Origin of the sequence: Candidatus Spongiisocius sp., assembly GCF_965221825.1 — a bacterium.
Classification (GTDB): domain Bacteria; phylum Actinomycetota; class Acidimicrobiia; order Spongiisociales; family Spongiisociaceae; genus Spongiisocius.
On sequence record NZ_OZ244917.1, the window covers coordinates 1080112 to 1104522 of the forward strand.

The window sequence follows — 24411 nt, forward strand, 5'->3', positions numbered from 1 at the left end:
GGTTTTCGGTTCATGTGATGGTCTGCGTGGGGGCAAGTTAGTAGAAACTCCCCGAGTCGACTAGCCATCGGGGTTAGGTGTCTATGGATCCGTGGCTGACAAATCGTATGACTTTGTCGGAGGTGGTTAATGCCCTCGAGTGGTCCGTTGACGGCGATACCGGCATCCCCGTCCTATCGGAAGAACCGGCGGCATCGGGACTAGCCCTCTGACGGAATTGGGATCAGCCCTCTCGCGGAATTGGGATTAGGGCAGGTCAGGGCCGTTTCGATGCTCTGTTCTCATGCGCGCTTTATGCCGACGCCCCTGCGCCGCTCAGCTAGCGGGCTCGACCACCTCGAACGACAGCAGTTCCGACGCTATACCGACCGGCCGGCGATCCGAGCCTTCGTTCGATGCCTGGTGGCCCCGCCCGAACTCCCGGCTGCTGACCCACCGCTGGAAGTCCTCCTCCGACCGCCACCTGGTGTAGACGAAGTAGCGGGTCTCGCCGTCCACCGGCCTCAGCAACTCGAACCCTTCGAAGCCCTCCACCCCGTCCACCGCACGAGCCCGCGCCGCGAACCGCTCCTCCAGATCCGCACCTCTTCCATCCGGCACGGTGATCGCGTTGATCTTGACGACACTCACAGCCAATCCTTCCGGTTGCCATAGGGCTTCTATATTCCTTCAGCTCCATATACCCTAATCATCGTTCGCTATAGTCCAAGAGCACGAGAGGGGATGGGGATGCCCGCCGCCACCGACGGATACGCAGATGCCAAGGCCGCGCACGCCATCGCCACCAGCGAAGCGAACGTAGAGAAGGCCATCAACCGCCTCATCCGATGGTTCATCGCGGTCGCCATCGGAACGATGGGGTTCGGCGCATCCATCGCCGCACTCTTCCTAGCCGACTAGCCAAGACCCCCGTCAGGACCGGCCCACCGGTCGGGTGGTCGGTCGACTACATCCACGGTTCGATGGACTCGGGCTGGGGCGCGGCGGTGGGAGCTGGGGGCTCGTGGAAACGGTGCAGGTAGACGGCGGCTTCTGACCTGGTGACGACCTGGTCGGGGTGGAACGGATCGGGAGGTGACCACCAGACGATCCCTTGGGCGGCCGCCCAGTCCACGGCCTCCCCGTACCAGGCGCCGTCCGCCACGTCAGGGAACGGCGGCCGTTCTGTGATCAGCTCCCTCTCGGGATAGAGATCTTCGGGGGTCGGGTCCTCTCGGGACACTGTGTTCGTGATTGCGGCCAGTCGATGCAGGACGGTTACGGCCTCCGCACGGGTTACATGATTGGCGGGATCGAGGTACCGCGCCGGCGGTCCGGGCACGACCTCGTTGCCGGCCATCCAGTCCACGGCCTCCTCGTAGTCCGTGCGCGCGTAGGCCTCGTCAAGGGGGCTCGTAGACGGCGTGGCAGAACCGCCCGCGTAGGACCACAGCAAGGTTGCGAAGTGCTCCCAGAGGACCGGCTCGTCCGGCCCGAACAGGTCGTCCGTCACACCGGAGGCGATACCCCGGTCGCTCATCCACCGCACCGCTCCGGCGTAGAAGGCGTTGGGGGGCACGTCGTTGAACCAGTCGTGCAAGCAGGGCCGGTCGTGGTGACGGGTCGCCTCGCTGGTCAGCGCCGGCCAGCGACGGCAGGTGGGATCCCACTGCCAGGGCGGCACGCAGGTGACGACCCGGCAGCGGATCGGGCCCACGCAGGTGTGCTGGTTGCACTGGCCGTACCGGAACTGGACGCAATCTACCTTCCTGGTGTCGCAACCATCCGGGCACCGGCACCAGGCTGCCGTCTCCGACCGCCGGCAGAGCCCGCCGGGCCGGCACCGGCGAGCAGTCACGCACGTGACATTGCAGTCGATGTAGTAGCGGGGCCGCGGCTCGTCGCGGGAGCAGAACGACGAGTTGTTGACCTTCCACCAGCCACCCACCACCGTGCCCGGCGGGCACGTGTTCTCCCCTGTCAACCTGCAGCAGAACTCCGTCCATCCGTCGCAGCACGCCGACCAGTGGGAACACCGCAGCCCCAGGCACGTGATGATGGCGGCTTCCGCTGCGATGGGCCGGACCAGGTAGGCAGGAGCGAAGGCGATGGCGGTCGCGGACATCACCAACGATCGCAGGAACCCGCGCCGGGACGTGTGCCGATCGACCAGGCTCGACACCCTCATGACGAGTTTGCGACTCACTGCGATCGCCCGTGGCCGGAGGACTACCGCCGGAGCCCGGCGGCTTCGACCCGGAACGTCTCCGGACTCCTACGTCCCGCCGATCGGGCCCGGAGCCATTCCGGTAGCGCCGTAAAGCTCACGAAAACCAGCCCGGCCAGCACGCAGACGGCGAGAACCAGCGCAACGCGGCCGTCCGGCTGATCTGACGCTGTCCCGACCCAGACCCGTGGAGAACTGCCCGCTCCCGCCGCCAGCACGCACACGATCGCGAAGAAGAGGTTGCCGATCACATGTATCCGCGAGGGTGGTGAGTCCACCTGCCCGAAACAGCCGCAGGAGGAGAGACCTCTGCTGAGGGCGAGCAGCGCAACCAGCGCGAACAGGGCGTACACGCCGGCTGCCGCCATGGCGGGCGCCGGCCCGCCAACCGCAAGGACGGCTATCCCCAGCGCCACCTCCGTACCACCGGCGAGACGGGCGAACCACACCCCGGCGGGGAACCCGAGGATCGCCATGAGGTCGGCCGCCGGACGGGGGAATGCCAGCTTCGCCATCCCCGCGAGGAGGAGCAACAACGAACCGGCGGCGTAGAACGCCATAGTGATGTCTACGAAGGTCATGGGGCGTCAAGGCTACCCCGGCACTCCGGGCCGGTAGCCGTCCCGGCTATCCCTCAGGTCCGGCGATAAACCCGATCTGAGCACTGCGACATGGCAGACTTGATGCGCAAGTTCGCGATAACTGAGGTCTCTTTGAGCGGGGCATGGATGGATCTGCGGCGCCGGGGACCGGACCCGCTGGTGGCCGCGGCGCTCTCCGCGATCTGGCCCGGCCTGGGCCATTTCGGCCACAGAACCCGCCGTGCCCTGCTGTTCGCCAACGGAACCCTGATGGCCTACGTCTTCGCGCTCGGCTACGTGGTGGCGCGCGGCACGAGAACCCTGCTCCTCTGGACCGTGAACGTCTCCTCGCTCCGGGTCCTGATGGTGGGCAGCCTGCTCCTGCTGGCCTTCCGCTCCGCGGTCGCGGTGGACGCGTACAGGACTGCGGACCGCCGCTACTGGCGGTGGCGCCACAAGCCGCGGCGGCGGGTCGGGACAGCCATCACGCTCACCCTGGTGGCCGCGCTCATCGCCGCTCCCCATGTTGTCGTCATCCGCCTCGCATCGGTGCAGCTGGCCCTGCTGTCGGACGTATTCGTCGCCACCAACACGCTGACCGCGGCCCCGACCCCGCTTCCCACCACCGTACCGACGACCCCCTTGATAGAGCTCGTCGGGGACGAGTCATCCGAACCCACCACACCGGTTACGCAAGCAACGACCCCGCCACCCGCTACCTCCACCACGGCTCTGGCTACACCGCAGCAACTGACATGGGACGGCGCCGACCGCCTCACCATCGCCCTGCTGGGCAGCGACGCCGGGTTCGACCGGACCGGGGTCAGGACCGACACCATCATCGTCGTCTCGATCGATGTGGCCACCGGCGACGCGGCGGCATTCAGCGTGCCCCGCAACTGGCGTCACGTCACCTTCCCGGACGGAACCGCCGCCGCGGAGCGATGGCCGGACGGGTATCCGGAGATCGTCAACGAGATCTACGGCCTCGGCCTGAGGCACCCAGAAGCCTTCCCCCAGGTCGATGATCCGGCCGGGCACGCCATCAAGTCCGCCCTCGCCCAGCTGACCGGCCTGCCCATCCAGTACTACGTGCTGCTCGACATGGTGGGTTTCGTCAAGGTCATCGACCTGTTCGGCGGGATCAACCTGCAGGTGAGCGAGACGATCGACGAGCGGATCAAGCCCATCGTGGCAGACGGCCCACCCGTCTTCATCACCGTCGAGCCGGGATACCATCACTTCGACGGCCTCACCGCCCTCGGCTACGTGCGGGCCCGGACCGGCACCACGGACTGGCACCGGATGACCCGCCAACGATGCGTGGTGGAAGCCCTGCTCGACCAGGTGCCGCGCATGGAGTTGGTGTACCGGTACATGGACCTCACCGACATAATCGCCAGCCATGTCAGCACCGACATCCCGATCGATCGTCTCAGCGACCTGATGGGCCTCGCGGACAGGCTCGACACGTCGAGGATCGTCACCGTCAACTTCATCCCTCCCGAGTTCCAGCCCGGCGACGCCCCCATCGCCCAGGTGCGGGCCGCCGTGGCCCAGGCGCTGGAAGGCCGCGCCAACACATCGAACGCACTCCTCGCCGACAGCTGCCGAACGCTGCAGTAGACACCCGCCTGATAATCTGGCGAGGTGGCCGTCGCTCTCGTCCTGCTCAGTTGCGCGGTCGGAGTTCTCGCCCTCCTGGTGTTCGGTCTGCTGAGGTCGCACGCCGAGATAATCCGAGCTCTGCACCGTGCGGGAATCCCTCTCGAGGAGGACGGCGGGCATGCCGGACGACCCGGCGCTCCCGTGGAGTTGCGTTCCCCGCCGGACGGTTCCGCCCACGACATCGTCGGAGTGTCTCCCGCAGGCAGCCGCACCAAGATCAGCGTGACCGGCGCCGATGGTCTGACCCTTCTGGCGTTTCTATCTTCGGGTTGCCGGACGTGCGAGACGTTCTGGACGGCGTTCGCCGAACCCGACCTCGACCTCCCGGATCCGGGGACCCGGCTGGTCATCGTCGGCCAGGACCCGCCCCTCGAGTCGGAGGCCGCGTTCGCCGGCCTGGCGCCTCCGGGTGTTAAGGCTGTGCTGTCCAGCGCCGCCTGGCAGGTTTACGACGTTCCCGGATCACCTTTCTTCGCGCTGGTAGACGGTACGAACAACCGGATGGTCGGCTCAGGCACCGCCGCAAACTGGGACCAGATGCGGAACATGCTCCGGACGGCCCTGGGTGACTACCTCCGTGAGATCGACCCCGAACCAGGCGCCACGTCGGGACGGCACCGGGAGAGGCGCGCCGATGAGGCCCTGCTCGCTGCCGGCATCGGTAGGGACCATCCGACCGTCAACCCGGTAGCCGGCGCCGGCGCCAGGGACACACCTCGCGATCAACCCGCCGAACAGTGATCACCTCATTCGCCGTGGGCGTGGCCGCCGCGGTCGTTGCCGGATTCCGCTCGACCTGGTCGCCCTGAGGCCTTTCGATGCTCACGAGCATCAGCCCGCTCGGCGAGCGGGCCCGCGGCAATCGCTGGTCGTTGACCGTGACGTGGCTCGTGCTGGGAACGCTGGCCGGCGGGGCGGCTCTCGGCGCCGTCCTCGGCGCACTCGGGCGGTCCCTTCCGGTCACCCTCGCCGAGAACTGGCGCCTGGCCGCATTGGCCCTGACCGGAGCAGCTGCCGCTTTATGGGATCTGAAGGTACGCCGCTTCCCCGTCCATCGCCAGGTCAACGAGGACTGGCTCTCGGCCTTCCGGCCGTGGGTGTACGGCTGGGGCTACGGGCTCCAGCTGGGTGCCGCGATCGTGACGGCGGTCAACACGGCCCTCGTCCCCATGTTCATGCTGGCCGCCCTGCTGACACGTGACCCGATGAGTGGACTGCTGGTGGGCGCTGCCTTCGGTGCGATGCGAGGACTCACCGTGACGCTGAACCGCCGCGTACGTAACGCCGCCGACCTCCGCCGGCTGCATCACCGGCTCGACGCCCTCGCGCACCGGGCCCGGCGCCTCGGAGCTCTCGCCGCCGCACTGCTGGCAGCTGTGGCCGCGGTCGCGCTGGTGACCTGACGGCATGCACCGCCTCTCCGCATACGGGATAGGCCTGGACGTGCCATCCGGCTGGGAGGCCGAACTGTCCTTGCAGGAAGGCGCCGAAGATCCCGACGCCGACCCTGCGCCCGGCGAGGGCCTGGTCGTCCTGCATGCGGCCAACTTCTGGCTACCGAACGAACGGGACGACTACGGCGCCGAGGCGCTGGAGGCCATGGGACCGTCGGGAGTCTTCATCGCCCTAGTGGAGTTCGATCGCGATGCGGTCGGGTCCATGCTGTTCGAGCACCACGGCATCCCGACCGACCTGCAACCCGACGACTTCGACCCGGCCGCGCTCCGGCGGCCCATGCGAGAACAGGCCGGCCTCCAACGATTCTTCCACTCCGCCGGCCGGGCCTTCTGCCTCCACGCCGTGATCGGCTCCTACCACCACCGCCACCCGCTCACCCCGGAAGCGAACACCATCCTCTCAGGCCTCACCATCGAATAGGTCCGGAAGGCTGTCCAGCCACGCTCTGCCGGTCATCGGAGCAACTTCAGAACAAGGTTGGGCAACGCACGGAGAGCGTCAGACCGGCTAGCCTGCCCAGGCGTAAGAGCCGAGCCACTGGCGGATGAATGCATCCGGCAGCGGAAAGCGTGGCGGGGATCGACCCGACCGGGAGGATGACGTGCCGCCCTTGCGAGGAGATCTGATCAGCCTTCGCCTTGTGCGCAGCGACGACATCGACGACCTGATCGAGTTACTGAACAATCTCGAAATGCGCGGTGCTCTGGGCCACGTTCTCAAGCCGGAAACGGACATCCGCAGCCGGTTCGAGCGGGACGGCTACTGGTCCGACGACTCCGGCATGCTGCTCATGATCGATAGGGCCGATGACATCGTCGGGTGGACCGGCTTCATTCCCCTCGCCTTCTACCTCTGCGGCTACGAGATCTCCTACCAGGTGTTCGGCGACCAGCATTCCGGGAAGGGCTATGCAACCGAGGCCCTGGGGCTGCTCACGGAGTACCTGTTCTCCACCAAGCTGATGGACCGACTCCAGCTCAACATCAGACCGGACAATCTCGCGTCGCGGCGGGTGGCGGAGAAGTGCGGCTACACCCAGGAGGGTGTGATGCGTTCAGCCTTGTTCACCGATGGCCGGTTTCACGACATAGAAATGTGGTCGATCACCCGCCAGATGCACAAGGCGTTGTAACGGGCCACAGAGCAAGCTTCGGCATCACGCCCGATCAGCCCGTGGACCAAGGGTTCGAGGACACGGTGACGTGGTGTATTGCTTGTCAGCAGAGCATCACCGACCGATGCGGGGGCGGCGGACGTCAACGCAATGTAGCTCACCGGGCCAGGTGATGATCTCTCGGTCGGTTGTCAGCAGAGTGTGGCCACCGAGCAGGGCCGTCGCCACGATGAACCGGTCTGCCGGGTCTCTGTGGAAACCCTCGCGTTCCAGCGCGACGGCGCGTACCGCCTCGGTGCCATGCAAGGGCAACTCGCGCAGCCCATCGGCGATCCTGTCCGAACGCCAGCGGGCCGCATCGCAACCCAGTCCAGTCTGTTCCTTTCCGCCAGGATCGCTATCTCCCAGAAGGTCACGGCCGATACGGCCACCGACCCCACCGACCACCCATCGGTGATCATGTCACGAGCTTGGGAACTGAGCCGTGGGTTGTCCTGCAATACCCACAGCAAGGCGTTCGTGTCCAGCAGCAGCATCAGGCGGAGAGAACGCCTTCGGGACTCTGCTCGATCTTGGCCTCCCAGTCGGTCCACTCGTCCGTAGTCGAGGGAACGAGATCATCATCGTCGAGAATGACAAGAGAATCCTTGCAAGAGCCAAGGAGTGGAGGCCGAGTCACCTGGGCGGTGATTGGCACCAGCTTCGCCACCGGATGGCCGTGTTTGGTGATGGTCACCTCGGCGCCGGTTTCCTTCACCTGGTCCATGATCTGAAGGCACCGCGCCTTGAACTCCGCGGCGCCGACAGGCTCGTGCAAGGGGTTCATCGGTGCCTGCCCCCGGTCTGGCCGGATGTTGGAAGTCGAGACGTTCATTTCCCTTCCTGTCTTTTCTGACTGGTCACAGTCTAGTCATATTTGGACCATATCCGGCACCTCAATGCGTGGTGGGCGCCGTCGGTCTGGCTACGCCCTCCTTGTAACCTGGCAGTTCCGCTCCGCAAAGTCAACGGCCAAGACCTAGACCGGCGAAGTCAGCGATCAGGCTTCTTGTGCCGCTCCGGCGAGCTTTTCGATGTCGGTTTCGCCGGGGGCTTGCTGGGGCATCCAGCTGACGAGCTTCTTGAATCCCTCGTTGAGCAGGAAGAACGTCGTGAGGGAATAGAACGCCACGATGAACGCGACTATCAGTAGGCGGGCGGTGTTGGTTTGCTGTACTGCGGCGTCGGCCAGGTAGCCGAGGCCGGAGGAGTAGCCCAGGAACTCGGCGGCGATGGCGAGTGACCAGCCGCCTCCCATGGCGAGCAGCAGGGCGGAGCGCATTTCCGGGATCGACGCCGGCACTATCACTCTGTAATACGTCTGCCGCCGGGAGGCGCCCAAGGTCCGGGCCCTTTCGATGTACAGGTCGGGCACGTTGGCTACCGCATTCATGGTGGCCACCACGAGCACCGTCCACGCTCCGAAGGCTATGTAGAGGGTGATACCGGAGAAGGTGTTGCCCGCCACGAACTGCAACCACGGTGCCGCCACCAGGAGGGGGATCATCCTCAGGAAGTTCATTGGCGCCCAGGCGGTCCGGCCCACCGCCGGCCAGTAGGGAAGGGCCAGGCCGGTCAGGACACCGAGCGTGATACCGCCCACCAGGCCAACCAGCAGCCTGAGAAGGGTGACACCGGAGTGATAGGCGATTGCGAGGAACACGGCCAGCCAGGTGGGCTCCCCACCATGAGTGGGGAAAGGCGCCAGCGCTTCGAAATTGAAGGTCGCGAAACCGAAGTTCAACTCGCGGATGGCCCAGAATCTGGACATTCCGAACAGGGTCTCACCGAACACGTAGTCCCAGCCCGGAACCAGGGGTTGCTCGAGAGTCCCCGCCGGCACGATGTAGGACGCCAATTGCCACGCCACCAGTAACACCGCCCACGAGACGAAGAAGAGCGGGCTACGACGCATGCCCGCCCGGAGCATGGACGGCACGGCCGCTATCCCCCGTCCCGCCCTGACCAGACCTTCCTTGAACCGGGCCGGGCGGAGCACCACCGGCCAGGCCCAGAACAGCACCAACCAAAAGAAGATCAAGGACCAGGTGACCTCGATCACACCCGCACGATACGTCCACGTAACGAACGGAAGGCTCTCATGCAGCCGAAGGAGCAACCTCGCGGCCAGGACAGCCCAGATCAACCATCCAATCCAATAGAGGCTTCGGAAGGGGGCAGGCTGGTTCAAACCGTCGTCACCTCCTCCTTGTGTCCTACAGCCCCAGCCGGTGACCGGCCTCGGACCATCCGGTGAACGAACGTATTACGAGTACCAGGATCCCGTCGACCACCACAGCCAGCACGCCGAAGAACAGGATCAGGGAGATCATCCCGGTCGGCCCCTCCGAAAGTCCCGCCGCGTGGCTCCACATGCGGATCAGGAATCCTCCTCCCATCTGTGATCCCATCACCTCCACCAGCGTCCCCAAACCCCAAGCCAGTCCCATAGTGATCCGAAGACCGCCCGCGATCTCCGGAATCGTTCCCCGCAGATAGACCCATCGGAACATGGTGCGGCGGTCTCCTCCCCTGGTGAGGGCTGATTCGATGATCTCCACCGGTATGTTCTGGGCCGCCCGGCGGCTGAAGAAGTACATGAGAAGGGTGGTGTGGAAGGCAACAACCCCGATGGTGGCCAGCAAGGGATGGTCGATCCCGAACCAGATGACGAAGAAAGGCGCGATCATGAAGATCGGGAGGGTCCCGAAGAAACCGGCTACCGGTGTGACCAAGTCGGCAATCCGCGGTGAGAGCAGACTGCCCAGTCCAACCCCCAAGCCGATGACCGTCCCCAGCGCAACCGCCATCAGGATGTTGCGGATGGTCCACAGCAGATGAGGCGTGTAGCCGAAGCAGTAATCAGGGAGAGCGGACATCCTGCCCCTCTTGAACTCCACCTCCTGCACCAGGTCCGGACAGGCGTGGATGAACCGCCCCATCATCGGCTCGCTGAACAACACGTTCTCTGCGAAATGGGCGACTGTGGCGATCGGCGTCGGAAAGAGAACGAAAAGGGACGAGAAGGGCGGGGCCAGCAACTGCCAGAACAGCAGAAAGAGGATTACCCCCGCAACCAGGTAGATGACGTGGGAGACCCGACGGCGCCGCCTGTCTCGGCGCGCCGCCGCTCTCACCTTGAGAACGTCGGTGCTGGTCGTGGTCACTGTCCCTCTCGCCGTCCTCGTGGTCTTGGGATTCTCCCACAGGACGAAGCGCGCTCTGCGCCCTTCTGCCTGCCTACTAGGCGAACGCTACCGGAACCCTATCCGACGGGGGCGGTCTCCTGATGCCGCCGAGCGTCGGCGGTACTACAGACGCATGAGCGTCCAGCCGCACGAGCACCACCCTCACGACTCTCCACGACGTTGCAGCAGCCCTCGACATGAGGATCACCGTCAACCTGGCTCAGGCGCACTCACGTAGCACCCTTCTTGGATCACCCATCTTACGGAATTGGGATTAGAAAACTCGCGGAATTAGGATGACAGCACTCGCGGAATTGGGATTACGGCGCTATGGTCAGCTCGTAATGCGGTATTACTCCCGGCATATGGGCGTCCGGCTTTCGGAGGCCCTGGACAGCTCCAGGGTGGTGGTCTTGCACGGCGCGAGACAGAGCGGGAAGACCACGCTGGCACGTGCCCTCGCCTCCGACCGGGGCGGCACCTATGTGACTCTTGATGATGATCAGGTACTCGACGCGGCACTCGCCGATCCCCATACGTTCGTGCGCGCCCACACCTATCCGCTTGTAATCGACGAGATCCAGGTCGCCGGCGAACGGCTCGTTCGTGCCCTGAAGATGGCCGTGGACAGCGACCCGATCCGGGGGCGCTACGTCATTACCGGGTCGACCAACTTCCTCACCGTCCCCACGATCAGCGAATCGCTGGCCGGACGCGCCGCGATCCTGCAACTGTCTCCTCTCTCACAGGCCGAGCTCGCCGGTGTAGCCCTGAACGTCGGTCCAGGTGGAGTCCCGGGCGTGATCGGGCGCTGGTTCGAGAGTCAGTCCGGCGGAGCGGCACCCTCCGGAACCTCTCGGGATGGCTACCTCGAGAAGGTCTGCGCCGGCGGCTACCCCGAGGTCATCGATCTCGAACCACACGCTCGCATCCGCTGGTTCGAGAGCTACATGGATACCGTCCTCGGCCGGGACATCGTGGCACTGGGCGATATTCGCCGGGTATCCCTCCTTTCGAGGCTTCTCCGGCTCGCCGCGGCCAGCACCGCCACCGAGATCAACATCACCAAGTGGGCGCAACGACTCGGAGCTGACCGGGCCACCGTGGAGTCCTACCTGGGTTGGCTCGAGACCGTGTTTCTCGTCCGGTACCTACCCGCGTGGACTCGCAACCGTTCCGCCCGCGTGATCCGGCGTCCCAAACTCCACCTCACCGACAGCGGACTGGCCGCAGCGCTCGTCGGAATCGACGCCGACGCCCTCCGGCCCCCCACCGCCACCGGCACCGGTCCACTGCTCGAGACGTTCGTGGTGAACGAGATCGCCCGCCAGGTCGGCACCGGTATTCGCCGGGTAACACCTCACCAATACCGAGACAGTGCCGGGCGCGAGGTGGACCTGGTGCTCGAACGGTCGGACAGTGCCGTCGCCGCCATCGAGGTGAAGGCCACAGCGTCTCCGAGGGGCGCCGACCTTCGCCACATCGCTGCTCTGCGCGACCACCTGGATACGACCGAGCCAGGGGCCTTCCGAGCCGGGGTTCTCCTTCACATGGGTGCCAACTCGCTGAACTTCGGTGATCGCCTCCACTCCGCGCCGATAGATGTCCTGTGGCGTGACCCCGGCTGAGACGCCTTGCTCAGGGAAGGCGACCTATGAACCCGTCACCGGGTGAGCCAGATGGCGGCGTCCACAGCTACGGGAGTGCCGTTCTCCCGGAGTAGGAGGGGGTTGACGTCGATCGCTTGGATGCTGTCGTTCTCCAGGCCGATGCGGCCCAGGGCGATCAGGGTTCGGGAGAGGGCGGAGCGGTCGGCGGGGGCTGTGCCGCGGACGGGGCCGAGGATGGCCGAGCCTCGGATGCCGTCCATCATCGCCAGGGCGTCGTGTTCGCTCAGCGGTGCTATCCGGAAGCAGACGTCGTCCAGTACTTCAGTAAAGATGCCGCCCAGGCCGAACATCACGCAGGGGCCGAACTGGGGGTCGCGGATCATGCCGGCGACCAACTCACGGGTTCCTCTGATTTGGGGCTGGACCAGGATGCCGTCCAGCGCGCCCGCTGCGGCGGTCTCGATGGCTGTGAACGCCGCTACGACTTCGGCGCTCGTGGCGAGGTTCAGCTTGACGGCGCCGGCCTCCGACTTGTGCGTCAGGTCGGCGCTACATCCCTTCAGCACCACGGGGTATCCGGTGGTCGCGGCCGCTTCCACAGCCTCTTGCTGCGTGATGGCTAGGGTGGTTGCCACCACGGGGATGCCGTAGCTCTCGAGGATGTTCCTGCTCTCGAACTCCGATAGGGATCGCAACTCGCCATCTCGGCTCGGCATGCCGTCCTTGGGCTCCATCACGTTGCCTTCGCCGAGGCCAAGAATGTTGAATAGCCGGCCAGCCGGGCCAGTGTCCGAGCGGTGGAGTCGATGTCCGGGAACAGGGGGATGCCTCCGCCGACCAGTATCTCCTGCATCTCCTGGATGACCTGGCGGTATTCGGGTCCCGAACGGTAGGACCGCCAGGTTGCGACCAGGGGTTTGCCGTTCATGTGATCGGATCCCGACTCGGCCAGGAAGGTGGCCAGCGCGGCTATGCGGTCGGGCGCCACGTCGTACATCCAGTCGATGTGGAAGTACACGACCACCATGTCGAGATAATGCTGCGAGCTGAGCACCTCCAGGACGGGCGGCATCTGCTCCGGATCGGTCATGACATCGTGGGCGTCGACCGGATTCGTGATGATGTTGCCGGCCGCGGGAATGGTCTCGCGTAGTGCGGCCCGGGCTTCGGCGGAGATGGGCGGGAGGTCGAGGCCGGCCCGGCTGCACGCGTCGGCCGCCACCACGCTGCTGCCACCTCCGGTCCCGATGATGGCGACATTGTGCCCGGCCGGGCGCGGGAGCCGCTTCAGGGCGTCGATCGTGTGCGCCATGTCCTGGACCGAATCGACCCGGATCGCCCCGCTCTGCGCGAAGAAGCCCTGCCAGATGCGGTCATCGCCGGCCAGCGAGCCCGTGTGGGAGGCGGCCGTCCGGCGGGCTGCCCGGCTGGCGCCCGGCTTCACCATGACGACCGGCTTGTCCGGGGTCGTCCGGCTGACGGCCTCGAAGAGCCGGCGGCCGTCGGCGACTCCTTCTAGGTACACGCCGATCGTGTCGGTCTCAGGGTCCTCCGAGAGGTACTCCACCAGATCCGAGGCATCGACCGTCAGGCCCGTCCCGTAGTTGACCACGGTGCTGAACGAGAGGCCGATCTGGGAGCCGTACCCGAGGATCCCGTCGGCGAAACCCCCGCTCTGGGTGAGGATCCCCACCGATCCGATCGTCTCGGGCGCCCCCGCCCAGGTGACCAGCCGGAGCCTCGGCGAGAAAACACCCATGCTGTTGGGACCGATCACCCGCAGACCGCCCTCGACCGCGATCTTCGTGATCTCCTCCTGAAGTGCCTTGCCCTCGTCCTCGCCCGTCTCGCCGAAGCCGGCCGAGAAGATGTGGACGTTGCGGTTCCCGGTGGCGACGCAATCGCGGAGGATCCAGGGCACGATCGGGGCCGAGAGGCCGATTATCACCAGATCCACCGGCTCGGGAAGGTCGGGGAGGCCGGCGTAGGCCTTGTATCCACGGATGACGTCGGCCTTCGGGTTGATCGGGTAGAGGCGGCCTCGGTAGCCGAACTCGACCAGCTGGCCGAACATGTCCACCCAGCTCGCTCCCGGTTTGTCACGGGAGGCGCCGACCACCGCTATCGACTCGGGTTTGAGCATCGCGTCCAGCCCGGAAGAGCGTGGCACTTCTCTATCCCCTAACGGATCGAGGGTCGGCGGGAACACGCCACAGCTACCGGCATGGTGGGCGCTCGCACGACCCCGGCCTCAAGCCGTCCTACTCGGAGAATGCGGAGTCCGACAGGCTCTCCTGGAGGGCGTAGATCGAGCCGGGCCACGGCCGGGACGGATGGGGCAGCCTGACCGGAACGTCGGTCATCCGCGGCTCCGCGACCGGCTCTCCCCGCAAGAGGCACGCGTTGTACTCGTCCCAGGTGCTCCAGGTGTCCCAGTTGCCGAGGCCGAACAGCGGCCAGGCGTCCGCGGCCGCCAGCTCGAGGAACATCACGCGCCGTGGCCGGTCGGAGGTGTTGGGCGGCGACCCGTGCAGCATGCGGACGTGATGGATGGAAATCCCGCCTGCCGGGACCTCGACCGGCACCGCATCGGCCGGGTCGAAGTGCTCTCGGCCCACCGCGCCGACGAAGTAACCGTCCTCGTGGTGGTCGTAGATCGGCTGGCGGTGGGAACCGGGAATCACCAGCAGGGCGCCGTTCTCCGTGGTAGTGGCGTCGATGGCGATGCCCACGGCCAGAAGGTCGTCATTGGTGTGCGGCATGAAGCCCCAGTCCTGGTGCCACTCCACCACGCTGCCGAACTCGGCGGACTTCATGTTCAGCTTCTCGCCCGTGAACCGGATGGACGGGCCGATCAGTTGCGCGACCATGTCGAGGATGATGTCGTGATGCAGCATCGACATGTAGAGGTCGTGGTGCAGCGAGGGGCGTTTGATCCGGCGCACCCTGACGCCGTCGGCCGTGTGGCCGGGCTCCAGGTCGAACCTGTCATCGCTCTCGGTCATCGACCGGGTGCTCTCGACCAGTTCATCGGTCACCCGTTGCAGCTCGCTGACCTCCGAGGGCGACAGGACATCGCTCACCGCGACGTAGCCGTTCTCGTTGTAGAAGTCGATCTGATCCTGGGAGAGCATGTTCCGGACCCTAAGAGTCCAGCTTGTAGAGGCGGGCCGCGGTGCCTCCCATGATCGCGGCCAGCTCCTCGTCCGAGAAGGGCTCGGAGCCCTGCCTCTCGGCGACATCGTTGAGCCTCCGGTAGAGCTCCGGAACCGCCGCTATGTCCGTACCGATGCGGATCTTGTCGCTGTTGTCCGAGCCGTACATGGCTCGATCGGTCGCCACGTACGACCTGAGCATGTCCAGGGCATCGTGGAGCGGCTCGGGCGCTCCCCCGGCGAAGTGACAGAGATCGGCATGGAAGTTGGGATGCTTCGCCACCATCAGGATCCCCTTGGTCACCCAGGGCCAGTTGATGACGACGATGACCTTCATGTCGCGGAAGCGCCGTCCCACACCGTCCAGCAGGAACGGATCGCCCATCTCCAGTGAGGCGTTGATGATGGGGGTCCAACCCGTGAAGAAATGCACCGGGATGTCCAGCTCGATGGCCTTCTCGTAGAGCGGGTCGAGGGTGCGGTCGTTCGGGGAGTAGAGCTGGTAGCTGGGGACTAGCTTGAGGGCCCGGAAGTCCAGCTCCTTCACGCACCGTTCCAGTTCCTCGACCGCCCAGGGGATGCCCCTCATCGGATCGATACAGGCGACGCCCTTGAGCCGGTCCGGGTACTTGGCGACCTGGTCGGCGGTGTAGTCGTTCGGTACGTAGACCTCGTACTCGTCAGGATGGTCGGGATGGAAGGTGGTGCGGCGGATGTCGCTCCCCTGGACCATGCCGATGTCGATCCCCGACCTGTCGAGCATGTCCACCATCCACTCCCCGTCGGTGGTGCCGTACTCTACGCCGTAGGGCCGGTACAGCTCGTCCATCCACCAATGCGGGACCTGCTCCGGCACCTCGGTGAGGTGTAGATGGCAATCTACGGTGACCATGGACTCTCCTGAGTGCGTCGGGCAGGATCGGAAACGGGCGTACCGGTAGGAGAATAGACAGAGGCCTGCTGTGCGGTGTCTCAAGAAGAACGCGAAAATCGCGGCGACCGGGCTCCGCCCGCTGGGCCCTCCCCCACCGCCACCACCTTGGTATCGAGCGCGTTCGCTCTTGCCCCTGGTTGGGCCGCTCGACGAAATGTTCCCAAGCAGCCCGGTCGACGTCGGATATGGGCTACTGGTGCTTTTGACCCGGATTCTTCATTACTCGGGCCGCCTGTCCGATACGGCCACGTCAGAGAGCCCTTCTCTATCGCCTTCGAGGAACCGGCCGTCCAAGCATGAAGAATCGGGGTCAACGGTTATCCAATATCATATAGTGCAGATGAGACACGAACAACCCCTTTATGTGGTTGGGGGTCTGTCCGGGGACAGGTGGGAGCCGTGGAACCTCCTCTCACCGGCACGGACCTCCTGGTGGGCACGAACTCCCGCGTAGGTGAACGGCGGGCCGAGCCATACCCGTCGTTTCGGTACTGTCCGAACGACGACCGTTGCCATGAAGGGCGCCGTGGCGAAGGCATTGGGGGCCGGATACACTCGACGGTCGGCGAGCAGCCGAGGCGTTAGGAGACCTGTCGTGCCGCAGACGAACGAGGCCCAGCGTCCTCCGATGAGACCAATGGCCTGTACCGCCGCCTCCGGCATTCGAGCCTCGGGGCGCTGATGTCTTCACCCCCGGCGAGGGCGTCCTCCCAGGCCTCCATGGCCCTGCTCGGCGCCCTGGGTGTCCTGCTCATGATGGGCGCCTGGGAGCTGGTGGGCAGGCTCGAGCTCCTGGGACGCAACTGGCAACCCCTCTCGACCGTGGTCCGGGCATTCCTGGACAACCTTCCCGTCTTCGGCAGGGCCACCAGGGCCACCACCATCGATGCCGGAAAGGGGTTCGTCGCCGGGATCCTGCTGGGGCTGGCGCTCGCGGTCCTGGGACTGCTCGCACCGGCACTGAATCGCGGTATCGGCCGGATGGCGACCCTGATCAACTCGATACCGTGGATCGCGCTCGGGCCCGTCCTGGTGATGATCGTGTCGCAGGAGACCGTGCCGTTCACGTTCGCGCTGCTGGCCGTCTTCTTCGCCAGCTTCATCGCCATCACCTCGGGCTTCTACCTCGCCCGCCAGGCCCACCATGACCTTCTCACCAGCCTGGGATCGTCACGCTGGACCAGATTCCGGAGGCTGCAGCTGCCGGTCGCAGTGCCTTCGTTGATCTACGCCGCCAAGCTCGGGGCGCCGGCGGCCATGTTCGGCGTGGTCTTCGGGGAGTGGTTCGGATCATCACGTCCCGGACTCGGCGCCCTGATAGTCACCTCGATGCGGAGCCTCCGCGCCGACCGCCTCTGGGCTGCCGCAGCCCTCACGTCGCTGATCGCCATCACGGTATTCGCCGCCTTCGCCGCCCTCGAGAGGGCCGCACTCGACAGGTTCCGCTGATGTCCACAAATGGGGCCCCGGCCGTCAACGATCCGTCGGGCCGAACGGGTGTCGTGGGTGGTTCCCGGCTGGCCACCGTCCGGTCCCTGGCGCGCCGCTTCGTAGTCGCCATCTGGCCCTATGCGCTTGTGATCGCCGCCTGGCAGGCGTGGGTGACCCTCGGGGGCGTACACCGGCTCGTGATCCCGCCCCCGGGCTCCGTGGCCCTCGACATCTGGTCGGCCCCGGGCGAGTACTGGTCCTACGGTTGGCGGACCGTCCTGGAGGCCGGCGCCGGTCTCGCCATCGGGACCGCCATCGGTGTGGCCGCCGCGATCGCAGTGTGGTTCTCCCGGGTTCTCCGCGGCCTGCTGACGACCTCCATGATCCTGCTCTACTCCGCACCCATCGTGGCCACGATTCCGATCATGGCAAAGGTGCTGGGCTACACCCCCACCACGGTTCTCGCCATCGCGGCCATCGTGTCGATGTTCCCCACGTTCGTGCTCGTCAACTCCGGTCTCCTCGACTTGCCGGCGGGTTCGCTGGATGTCTTCCGGAGCCTCGGGGCACCGCGAAAGATGCAACTGCTGAGACTGGCCCTGCCTGCCGCGATGCCGAACTTCCTGGTCGCATTCCGCCTCAACGCGGCGGTCGCGTTCATCGCGGCGGTCATCGGCGAGTACCTGACCGGTGTCCGGGGCCTGGGCTGGCTGTTCGCGCTCTCGTTCAGCCGGTTCAATGTCGACCGTGCCTGGGGTGCGGCGATGGTCATCATCGCCCTGTCCATCCTCTCCTACGCAGCCGCCAGCCGGGTCGAGGAACGGGGTATCGAACGCTGGACCTGAGCGGGCGCGGTTGCTGCGCCGATCTCTTCCGGTTGGCGGCGAACCTGCATCGGTATGCTTACCCGAGCCGGCGGACCGGATCGTCCCGATCCGCGCGCGCAAAGGACCATGAAATGTCGAAGTGCGACTACCAGGAGGATGACGCATGATCACCCAGAGGAAAAGGGTCAAATGGATATCGGTAGTTGCGCTCCTCGCGCTACTGGCTGCCGCCTGCGGAGACGACGACACTGCCGAGACGCAGGCCACGGCCGCTCCGACCACCACCGCCGCCCCGACCACCACGGCGGCTCCGACCACCACCGCGGCCGAGATGACCGAGACCACCGCGGCGGCGACCACCACCACAGCCGCCCCGACGACCACCGCGGCGCCCGCTCCCGCCGAGCCGACCGACATCAGACTGCGGCTCAGCTGGATCGCCGACCCCGGCTTCATGGGACTCTACGAGGCCGTCGAGCAAGGCTTCTTCGATGACGAGAACATCAACGTCACGATCGAGCACGGTGGGCCGAACGTGCCCAACTCGACCCAGGTGGTTGCGGGTGGAGCAGCCGACATCGGCGTCACCGACCCGTTCTCGCTCGCACTGGCCATGTCTGAGGGAGCGGACTTCGTGGTGTTCGGCGTGCGGATGCAGTCCGACCCGACCGGCATCGGCTCGCTCTGCGACAACCCGATCAACTCGCCGGCCGACATCGCCGGGAAGAAGATCGCCGGCGGCACGACCGACGGATTCCTCATCGATGCGTTGCTGACCGCCAACGGGCTGGAGCCCGGCACCTACGAGCTGATTCCGGCCGGCTGGGACATGTCGCCGGTGGTCGACGGAACGGTCGACGGCATGCTGATCTGGGTCAACAGCCATCCCCTCCCGCTGAACGCCATGGGCATCTGCAACGTCAGCTGGACGTTCAGCGAGATGGGCCTGCCCGCCTACCAGGACCTGTTCTTCACCACGACGGAGTTCATGGCCAACAATCGCGAGGCGATCGTCGGCTTCCTGCGGGCCAACATCAGGGGCTGGGAGTACGCCTTCAACGATCCCGAGCACGCGATCGACCTGGTGATGAACACGTGGGGTGGCGTCGATCTCGGCTTGGTTCTGGAGGACCAGTTCCCGATCCACGAGGCGCAGATCCCCCTGATGACCAGCCCCCTCACCGATGAGAAGGGCCTCTTCTGGTTCGATCTGGACCAGATCCAGAACATCCAGAACGGTTACGTGATCACGGCTACCGGACTCCCGTCGGTGCCGGACGCCGCCGACGTCTACGACATCTCGATCCTCGAGTCCGCCTACGAGGGCTGCGGATCCTCACTGCTGGACTGCTAGAAGCGAATTCTCGATCGGATAGAAGCGCGCTGCCTCTCCGAAAGGAGGGGCAGCGCCTCTTTTTCTACCTTCCGGCGCAGGCCGGATCGGATCGGGTCTACAGGCCGAGCTTGTACAGCCGGTTGGCGGTACCGCCCATGATCGCCTCCATCTCGTCGTCCGAGATCTCGGCGGTGCCACGCCTGGCGGCGACCTCGTTCACGGCGTAGAACAGCTCGGGAACGGTCGCCACGTTCTTGCCGATCCTGATCTTGTCGTTCCCGTCGGATCCGTATAGGGCCCGGTCGATGCAGCCGAAGTCCTTGATCTTCAGCAGAGCGTCGTAGAGCTGCTCCGCGCTCCCCCCTCCGAACCACGCCAGGTCCATGTAGAAGTTGGGATGGCGGGCAGCAACGGCGATCCCCTCATCGATCCAGGGAAAGGCCAGGTAGAAGACGACCTTCAGGTCGCGGAGCTCCCTACCCACGTCGTCCAGCAGGATCGGGTTCGAGTACTTCATGGGAGCGTTGATGATCGGCGTCCACCCCGTGAAGAGGTCCACGGGAACGTCGAGCTCGATGCACTTCTCGTAGAAGGGATACACCCTGCGGTCGTTGATGGCATGGTCGTGGTAGGCGGTCTTGAGGGCGAGGGCCACGAACCCGTGCTCCTTGATGAAATACTCGGTCTCGGCCAGGGCGTCCTGCGGGTCGCGCAACGGATCCACCGCCACCTGGCCGCGCAGCCGGTCCGGGTGCTTCGCCACCTCCTGGGCGATCCACTCGTTGGGGATGTACACGCCGTGGTCGCCGGGATGGTCCGGGTGCGAGGTGGTGCGCCGGATGTCGCCGCCCTGCACGATCGCGATGTCGATCCCGGCGTCGTCGATCATGTCCACAATGTCCTGGCCGTAGCGGGAGACACCCGTGCCCCCGTACGGCAGGTACATCTCCTCCATCCACCACTTGGGAACCTGGCTCGGCGTCAAACCGATGTAGTGATGGCAGTCGACGGTGACCATGGTCGCTCCTAGTGGTAGGTTGCCTGCCCTCCGCTCGGAGTGGCTCGGTAAGGCACGGTACTAGGAGCGGCCGATCGTCCAAGATCAGGGCCGGAGGCGGGTTGGCATAGAATCCCGCCATGCGTACCGGTCTGGCCGTCGAGGACATGGGCGACCTGCTCGACCGCCCGCTCCTGGCGACGCTCGCCACCTACGGCCGGGACGGTCTGGTCCTGCTGTCGCCCGTTTGGTTCGAATGGCGGGAGGGCGGGTTCAACATAGGGATCGGCCGCAATGACGTGAAGGCGAGGCACCTGAGGCGTGACCCGCGGGCGTCGGTAGTGGTGGCGGAGGCCGAGCCGCCGCTCCGCGGCCTAGAGATACGCGGTTCTGCCCGGCTGCTGCCCCAGAGTCCCGAGGTCGATCACCGGATCGTCGAGCGCTATATCGGCGCGGCCAAGGCAGCCGAGTACCTGGCCACCCTGCCTCCGGGCACGCTCGTCAGGCTCGAACCCGGCGAACTCCGGGCCTGGGACTTCGCAGACGAGCATCACTGACCCGGAACCCGGCCATCCACCGGAGAACCGCAGCCGGTGACGTGCTCTCCATCTGCGGGACCCGAGACCCTCTACGGTGTCGCCGGGAGTGCGGGCCGCACTGTCCCGTGTCGGGCAAGAACGCGAAAATCACGCCGCCACACCCCACCCGCTGGGCCCTCCCCCACCGCCACCACCTTTGTCGAGGCGCGGCCCGACAGTGCCTCGACGGGGGCGCCTCAACGATCTGATCCCTCACACGGCCCGGTCGACGTCGGTGCCGGGCCGTTGGTAATTACGGTAATCCAACAACCTATAGCGAGGGTATGACAGTTTCAACCCCCTTGTCACCGGACGACTATCCGGGCCTGGAAGTCAGGATCGATACGGGATGGGTCGGTGCGCCGTCACCGGTCACCAACTACCGACTAGCCGGCTAGGTCTGGCCGCCGTGCTTGTCGCCACCGTCGACACGGACCTCGCAGCCGGTCATGAAGCTCGCGAGGTCGGATGCGCAGAACAAGGCAACCCTCGCGACGTCGTCTGGGACGCCGGCGCGGCCCAGCGGTAGCTCCCGGCTCATCTGCTCGGCCAGATCGTCCAGTGCCCAGCCGCCCTCTGCAGCCGACTCCACCATTCCCGGAGTGAGGATCACAGTGGGGGCCAGCGCCAGCACCCGGATGCCGTGTTCTCCCAGTTCCGCCGCCATCCGCCTGGTAAGCGCCACCACTCCCAGCTTCGATGCCACGTAGTGCGGGGCGCCCTCGCGAACGTACGCGGGAGCTGTGGAGATATTGATGATGACGCCGCCCTTCCCGCGGGCGATCATGCGGGTCGCCGCCTCCCGGGCACCGAGATAGGTACCCCTCAGGTTGACGTTGAGAACGCTATCCCACTGGTCGTCATCGATGTCGAACAGGGCGTCATCCGGGTAGATGCCCGCATTGTTGACCCAGATGTCGATCCCGCCCATCCGGGCGACGGCGAGATCCGCCAGGGCGGCGATCGCCTGCCGGTCGGTGACGTCCACGCCGGCCGCGACGGCACTATCGGTCCCGAGGCGGCCGACCGCCTCCGAGGCACGTTCACGGTCGATGTCGGCCACGATGACCTGGGCGCCGGCCTCGACGAACCGCCGGGCGATCGCGTAACCGATGCCCCGGCCGGCTCCCGTGACCACAGCGGTGCGCCCAGCGAGGGATACCAGCTCCTCGATCGTCCGGTCGCTCATGTCCGCAATGGCCAAACCCGGTTCCTTCGTTACTCGATGGAGCGGCTGGAGAGAATCACCTTCAACCGATTATCGGTGTTTGGGGTGGTGTAGGATGCGAGAAGGCGGTCAGTCGGTCGATTAGCGACCTGCAATCGCACTAGGCCCGGCCGACGGGCCGCCTACCCGCTTGAACTGTTCACCGCCGACGAGGCTGTCAACACGTTCGTCGCGGACTGTAGCACCGATTTACCCCCAGCATCGAGAGCTACCGGCTGATTTGAAAAAGCTCCGCAGCCGTACCGCCCATGATCCCGGCCATCTCCTCATCGGTGATCTCGGTCCCCTGGCTGCGGGCGAGCTCGCGGGCGTCCCGGTAGAGGTCCCTGGCGTCCGAGTTGTCGGAGCCGAACACGACCCGGTTGATGGCGCCGAGTTCCTTGAGCTTCGAGAGGGCGCCCGCCAGGACCTCGGGTCCCCAGGCGGTCCATCCCGCCATCTCGGCGTAGAAGTTGGGGTGCTTCGCGACGACCGCGATCCCTTCATCCACCCACGGGTAACCGAGGTGCGCCACGATGACTTTCAGATCCCGGTAGCGACGTCCGATGTCGTCCAGCTGGATCGGGTCCTGGAACTCCATCGCCGAGTTGATCGTGGCGGTCCATCCGGTGTGGATCATCACCGGCAGGTCCAACTCCAGGCACTTCTCGTACAGCGGGTCCAGCCGCCGGTCCTTCGGGTTGTAGTGGTGGTAGGTCGGCACGAGCTTGAGCAGCCGGAAGTCCAGCTCCTTCACGCATCTCTCCAACTCGAGCACCGCCGCCGGGATGTCCCGGAGGGGATCCATCGCCGCCACGCCGTAGAGACGCCCGCCGGATTGGGCGACCTGGTGGGCGACGTAGTCGTTGGAAACGTAGACGCGGCGGTCGTGAGGATGATCGGGGTGGTAGGTGGTGCGGCGGATATCCCCGCCCTGGATCATGCCGATGTCGAATCCCGTGGCGTCCAGGTGCTCGATGACCGCGGGACCATCCACGGAACCGACTTCCCATCCCCATGGCGCGTACATCTCCCGCACCCACCACTCGGGGGCGTGCTCGGGCACCTCCGTTACATGCAGGTGACAATCGATCGTTACCACTAGGTCAGCCTCCCAATCCGTACAGCCGCGCCGCGCTACCACCCATAATCGCCGCCATCTGCTCTTCCGTGAACGGCTCGGCCCCTCGCTCGCGGGCAACCCGGTTCACGCTGCGGTACACGTCCGGCACGGTGGCCTCCGCCCGGCCGACGCGCACCTTGTCGCTGTTGTTCGATCCGTACAGCACCCGGTCGAGCGCCGACAGCGAGCGGAACCGGTCGAGCACCTCGAACAGCGGCTCGGGCCCGAGTTCGGCGTAGTGGTACATGTCGCCGTGGAAGTTGGGGTGTTTCGCCACCAGCAGAATGCATTGGTCGATCCAAGGATCGGCCATCGAGATGATCACTTTGAGGTCGCGGAAGCGACGGCCGACCTCGTCGAGTTGCACCGGATCGGCGTTCTCGAGCCTGGCCATGATGATCGGCGTCCACCCGGTGAAGAAGTGGGCGGGGATGCCCAGCTCGATGCACTTCTCGTAGATCGGGTCCAGCCGCCGGTCGTTGGGCGAGAAGTGGAGGTACGAGCCGAGCAGCTTGAGGGCCCGGAAGTCCAGCTCGTTGACGCACCGGTCCAGTTCTTCCAGGGCGGCGCCCATGTCCCGGATCGGGTCGATGACCGCCACTCCCTTCAGCCTGTCCGGGAAGAGTGCCACCTGCTCGGCCGTGTAGTCGTTGGGAACGAAGACATCGTGTTCGGCGGGATGGTCCGGGCTGAAGGTCGTCCGCCGCATATCCCCGCCCTGGACCAAGCCGACGTCGACACCGGAACGGTCCAGGAGGTCGACGATCCACTGCCCGTCATAGTTGGCCAGAGCCCCTCCCCCGTACGGTCGGTACATCTCCGTCAACCACCATTCGGGAATCTGGCTCGGGACCACTCCGAGGTGGAGATGACAGTCGACGCTGACCACCGAAAGGCCTCCCATCGTGGATAGCTGGATACGCCGGTTCGGCGGCCAGTGTACAGATCGGACCCGGCGA

General features: G+C 65.7%; 26 protein-coding genes and 1 pseudogene. 11 read left to right on the top strand and 16 right to left on the bottom strand.

Annotated elements, in window-relative coordinates; genetic code table 11:
- Positions 1 to 315 precede the first annotated feature (315 nt).
- Positions 316 to 630, bottom strand: a complete 315-nt coding sequence (locus tag ACOQPD_RS05000) for an antibiotic biosynthesis monooxygenase family protein (RefSeq protein ID WP_420613808.1) — start codon at positions 628 to 630, stop codon at positions 316 to 318.
- A 99-nt stretch (positions 631 to 729) separates the two neighbouring features.
- Here ACOQPD_RS05000 and ACOQPD_RS05005 point away from each other — a divergent pair, with 99 nt between their 5' ends.
- The gene (locus ACOQPD_RS05005) at positions 730 to 900 is read left to right on the top strand and encodes a hypothetical protein (protein ID WP_420613809.1); all 171 of its coding nucleotides are present in this window, start codon (positions 730 to 732) and stop codon (positions 898 to 900) included.
- A 46-nt stretch (positions 901 to 946) separates the two neighbouring features.
- Here ACOQPD_RS05005 and ACOQPD_RS05010 read toward each other — a convergent pair whose 3' ends face one another.
- Positions 947 to 2185, bottom strand: coding sequence for an S-layer homology domain-containing protein (locus ACOQPD_RS05010; protein WP_420613810.1), 1239 nt, complete (start codon positions 2183 to 2185; stop codon positions 947 to 949).
- Between the two features lie 23 nt (positions 2186 to 2208).
- The gene (locus ACOQPD_RS05015) at positions 2209 to 2787 is read right to left on the bottom strand and encodes a MauE/DoxX family redox-associated membrane protein (protein WP_420613811.1); all 579 of its coding nucleotides are present in this window, start codon (positions 2785 to 2787) and stop codon (positions 2209 to 2211) included.
- 90 nt (positions 2788 to 2877) lie between these two features.
- Between ACOQPD_RS05015 and ACOQPD_RS05020 the strand changes: the two genes are divergently transcribed.
- From ACOQPD_RS05020 to ACOQPD_RS05040, 5 genes are all read left to right on the top strand, one after another.
- Entirely contained in the window at positions 2878 to 4413 is a 1536-nt protein-coding gene (locus tag ACOQPD_RS05020) for an LCP family protein (protein ID WP_420613812.1), read from the top strand.
- Positions 4414 to 4437: 24 nt separating this feature from the next.
- The gene (locus ACOQPD_RS05025; RefSeq protein WP_420613813.1) at positions 4438 to 5196 is read left to right on the top strand and encodes a hypothetical protein; all 759 of its coding nucleotides are present in this window, start codon (positions 4438 to 4440) and stop codon (positions 5194 to 5196) included.
- Between the two features lie 77 nt (positions 5197 to 5273).
- The gene (locus ACOQPD_RS05030) at positions 5274 to 5858 is read left to right on the top strand and encodes a hypothetical protein (protein WP_420613814.1); all 585 of its coding nucleotides are present in this window, start codon (positions 5274 to 5276) and stop codon (positions 5856 to 5858) included.
- 4 nt (positions 5859 to 5862) lie between these two features.
- The gene (locus ACOQPD_RS05035; RefSeq protein ID WP_420613815.1) at positions 5863 to 6333 is read left to right on the top strand and encodes a hypothetical protein; all 471 of its coding nucleotides are present in this window, start codon (positions 5863 to 5865) and stop codon (positions 6331 to 6333) included.
- A 190-nt stretch (positions 6334 to 6523) separates the two neighbouring features.
- On the top strand, positions 6524 to 7045 hold the full coding sequence (locus tag ACOQPD_RS05040) for a GNAT family N-acetyltransferase (protein WP_420613816.1): 522 nt from the start codon (positions 6524 to 6526) through the stop codon (positions 7043 to 7045).
- A gap of 96 nt (positions 7046 to 7141) precedes the next feature.
- On the opposite strand, the gene ACOQPD_RS05045 is transcribed toward ACOQPD_RS05040, so the two are convergent.
- The 5 genes and pseudogenes from ACOQPD_RS05045 to ACOQPD_RS05065 all read right to left on the bottom strand — a co-directional run bounded on the left by ACOQPD_RS05045 (position 7142) and on the right by ACOQPD_RS05065 (position 10233).
- Positions 7142 to 7474 (bottom strand): PIN domain-containing protein, encoded by a 333-nt coding sequence (locus ACOQPD_RS05045; RefSeq protein ID WP_420613817.1) that lies wholly within the window; start codon positions 7472 to 7474, stop codon positions 7142 to 7144.
- A pseudogene (locus tag ACOQPD_RS05050) lies at positions 7468 to 7563 on the bottom strand (PIN domain nuclease); the annotation flags it as partial. The gene ACOQPD_RS05045 and the pseudogene ACOQPD_RS05050, both read right to left, overlap by 7 nt.
- Positions 7563 to 7901: a type II toxin-antitoxin system Phd/YefM family antitoxin gene (locus tag ACOQPD_RS05055; RefSeq protein WP_420613818.1), complete on the bottom strand. Its 339-nt coding sequence runs from the start codon at positions 7899 to 7901 to the stop codon at positions 7563 to 7565. The gene ACOQPD_RS05055 and the pseudogene ACOQPD_RS05050, both read right to left, overlap by 1 nt.
- 165 nt (positions 7902 to 8066) lie before the next feature.
- Positions 8067 to 9212 (bottom strand): ABC transporter permease, encoded by a 1146-nt coding sequence (locus ACOQPD_RS05060; protein ID WP_420613819.1) that lies wholly within the window; start codon positions 9210 to 9212, stop codon positions 8067 to 8069.
- A 70-nt stretch (positions 9213 to 9282) separates the two neighbouring features.
- Positions 9283 to 10233, bottom strand: a complete 951-nt coding sequence (locus ACOQPD_RS05065; RefSeq protein WP_420613820.1) for an ABC transporter permease — start codon at positions 10231 to 10233, stop codon at positions 9283 to 9285.
- 386 nt (positions 10234 to 10619) lie between these two features.
- Here ACOQPD_RS05065 and ACOQPD_RS05070 point away from each other — a divergent pair, with 386 nt between their 5' ends.
- The gene (locus tag ACOQPD_RS05070) at positions 10620 to 11882 is read left to right on the top strand and encodes an ATP-binding protein (RefSeq protein ID WP_420613821.1); all 1263 of its coding nucleotides are present in this window, start codon (positions 10620 to 10622) and stop codon (positions 11880 to 11882) included.
- A gap of 35 nt (positions 11883 to 11917) precedes the next feature.
- Here the strand turns inward: ACOQPD_RS05070 and ACOQPD_RS05075 are convergent, their stop codons facing one another.
- The 4 genes from ACOQPD_RS05075 to ACOQPD_RS05090 all read right to left on the bottom strand — a co-directional run bounded on the left by ACOQPD_RS05075 (position 11918) and on the right by ACOQPD_RS05090 (position 15911).
- Positions 11918 to 12580 carry an acetate--CoA ligase family protein gene (locus ACOQPD_RS05075; protein ID WP_420613822.1) on the bottom strand — a complete coding sequence of 221 codons (663 nt, stop codon included), beginning with the start codon at positions 12578 to 12580 and terminating at the stop codon, positions 11918 to 11920.
- 17 nt (positions 12581 to 12597) lie between these two features.
- A complete protein-coding gene (locus ACOQPD_RS05080) occupies positions 12598 to 14034 on the bottom strand; it encodes a CoA-binding protein (RefSeq protein ID WP_420613823.1) in 1437 nt (478 codons plus the stop codon).
- Between the two features lie 91 nt (positions 14035 to 14125).
- Positions 14126 to 14998, bottom strand: a complete 873-nt coding sequence (locus ACOQPD_RS05085) for a phytanoyl-CoA dioxygenase family protein (protein ID WP_420613824.1) — start codon at positions 14996 to 14998, stop codon at positions 14126 to 14128.
- Between the two features lie 10 nt (positions 14999 to 15008).
- The gene (locus ACOQPD_RS05090; RefSeq protein WP_420613825.1) at positions 15009 to 15911 is read right to left on the bottom strand and encodes an amidohydrolase family protein; all 903 of its coding nucleotides are present in this window, start codon (positions 15909 to 15911) and stop codon (positions 15009 to 15011) included.
- Between the two features lie 723 nt (positions 15912 to 16634).
- Between ACOQPD_RS05090 and ACOQPD_RS05095 the strand changes: the two genes are divergently transcribed.
- From ACOQPD_RS05095 to ACOQPD_RS05105, 3 genes are all read left to right on the top strand, one after another.
- Positions 16635 to 17402 (top strand): ABC transporter permease, encoded by a 768-nt coding sequence (locus tag ACOQPD_RS05095; RefSeq protein ID WP_420613826.1) that lies wholly within the window; start codon positions 16635 to 16637, stop codon positions 17400 to 17402.
- Positions 17402 to 18229, top strand: coding sequence for an ABC transporter permease (locus tag ACOQPD_RS05100; protein WP_420613827.1), 828 nt, complete (start codon positions 17402 to 17404; stop codon positions 18227 to 18229). Before ACOQPD_RS05095 ends, ACOQPD_RS05100 begins: the two co-directional genes overlap by 1 nt.
- Before the next feature lie 145 nt (positions 18230 to 18374).
- Positions 18375 to 19565 carry an ABC transporter substrate-binding protein gene (locus tag ACOQPD_RS05105; protein WP_420613828.1) on the top strand — a complete coding sequence of 397 codons (1191 nt, stop codon included), beginning with the start codon at positions 18375 to 18377 and terminating at the stop codon, positions 19563 to 19565.
- A 97-nt stretch (positions 19566 to 19662) separates the two neighbouring features.
- On the opposite strand, the gene ACOQPD_RS05110 is transcribed toward ACOQPD_RS05105, so the two are convergent.
- Complete coding sequence (locus ACOQPD_RS05110; RefSeq protein ID WP_420613829.1) at positions 19663 to 20565, bottom strand: amidohydrolase family protein; 903 nt, start codon at positions 20563 to 20565, stop codon at positions 19663 to 19665.
- Between the two features lie 119 nt (positions 20566 to 20684).
- On the opposite strand from ACOQPD_RS05110, the gene ACOQPD_RS05115 reads away from it, so the two are divergent.
- Positions 20685 to 21101, top strand: coding sequence for a TIGR03618 family F420-dependent PPOX class oxidoreductase (locus ACOQPD_RS05115; RefSeq protein WP_420613830.1), 417 nt, complete (start codon positions 20685 to 20687; stop codon positions 21099 to 21101).
- Positions 21102 to 21516: 415 nt separating this feature from the next.
- Here ACOQPD_RS05115 and ACOQPD_RS05120 read toward each other — a convergent pair whose 3' ends face one another.
- The 3 genes from ACOQPD_RS05120 to ACOQPD_RS05130 all read right to left on the bottom strand — a co-directional run bounded on the left by ACOQPD_RS05120 (position 21517) and on the right by ACOQPD_RS05130 (position 24341).
- The gene (locus ACOQPD_RS05120) at positions 21517 to 22326 is read right to left on the bottom strand and encodes an SDR family NAD(P)-dependent oxidoreductase (RefSeq protein ID WP_420613831.1); all 810 of its coding nucleotides are present in this window, start codon (positions 22324 to 22326) and stop codon (positions 21517 to 21519) included.
- A 232-nt stretch (positions 22327 to 22558) separates the two neighbouring features.
- Complete coding sequence (locus ACOQPD_RS05125; RefSeq protein WP_420613832.1) at positions 22559 to 23431, bottom strand: amidohydrolase family protein; 873 nt, start codon at positions 23429 to 23431, stop codon at positions 22559 to 22561.
- A gap of 4 nt (positions 23432 to 23435) precedes the next feature.
- Positions 23436 to 24341 carry an amidohydrolase family protein gene (locus ACOQPD_RS05130; protein WP_420613833.1) on the bottom strand — a complete coding sequence of 302 codons (906 nt, stop codon included), beginning with the start codon at positions 24339 to 24341 and terminating at the stop codon, positions 23436 to 23438.
- Positions 24342 to 24411 lie beyond the last annotated feature (70 nt).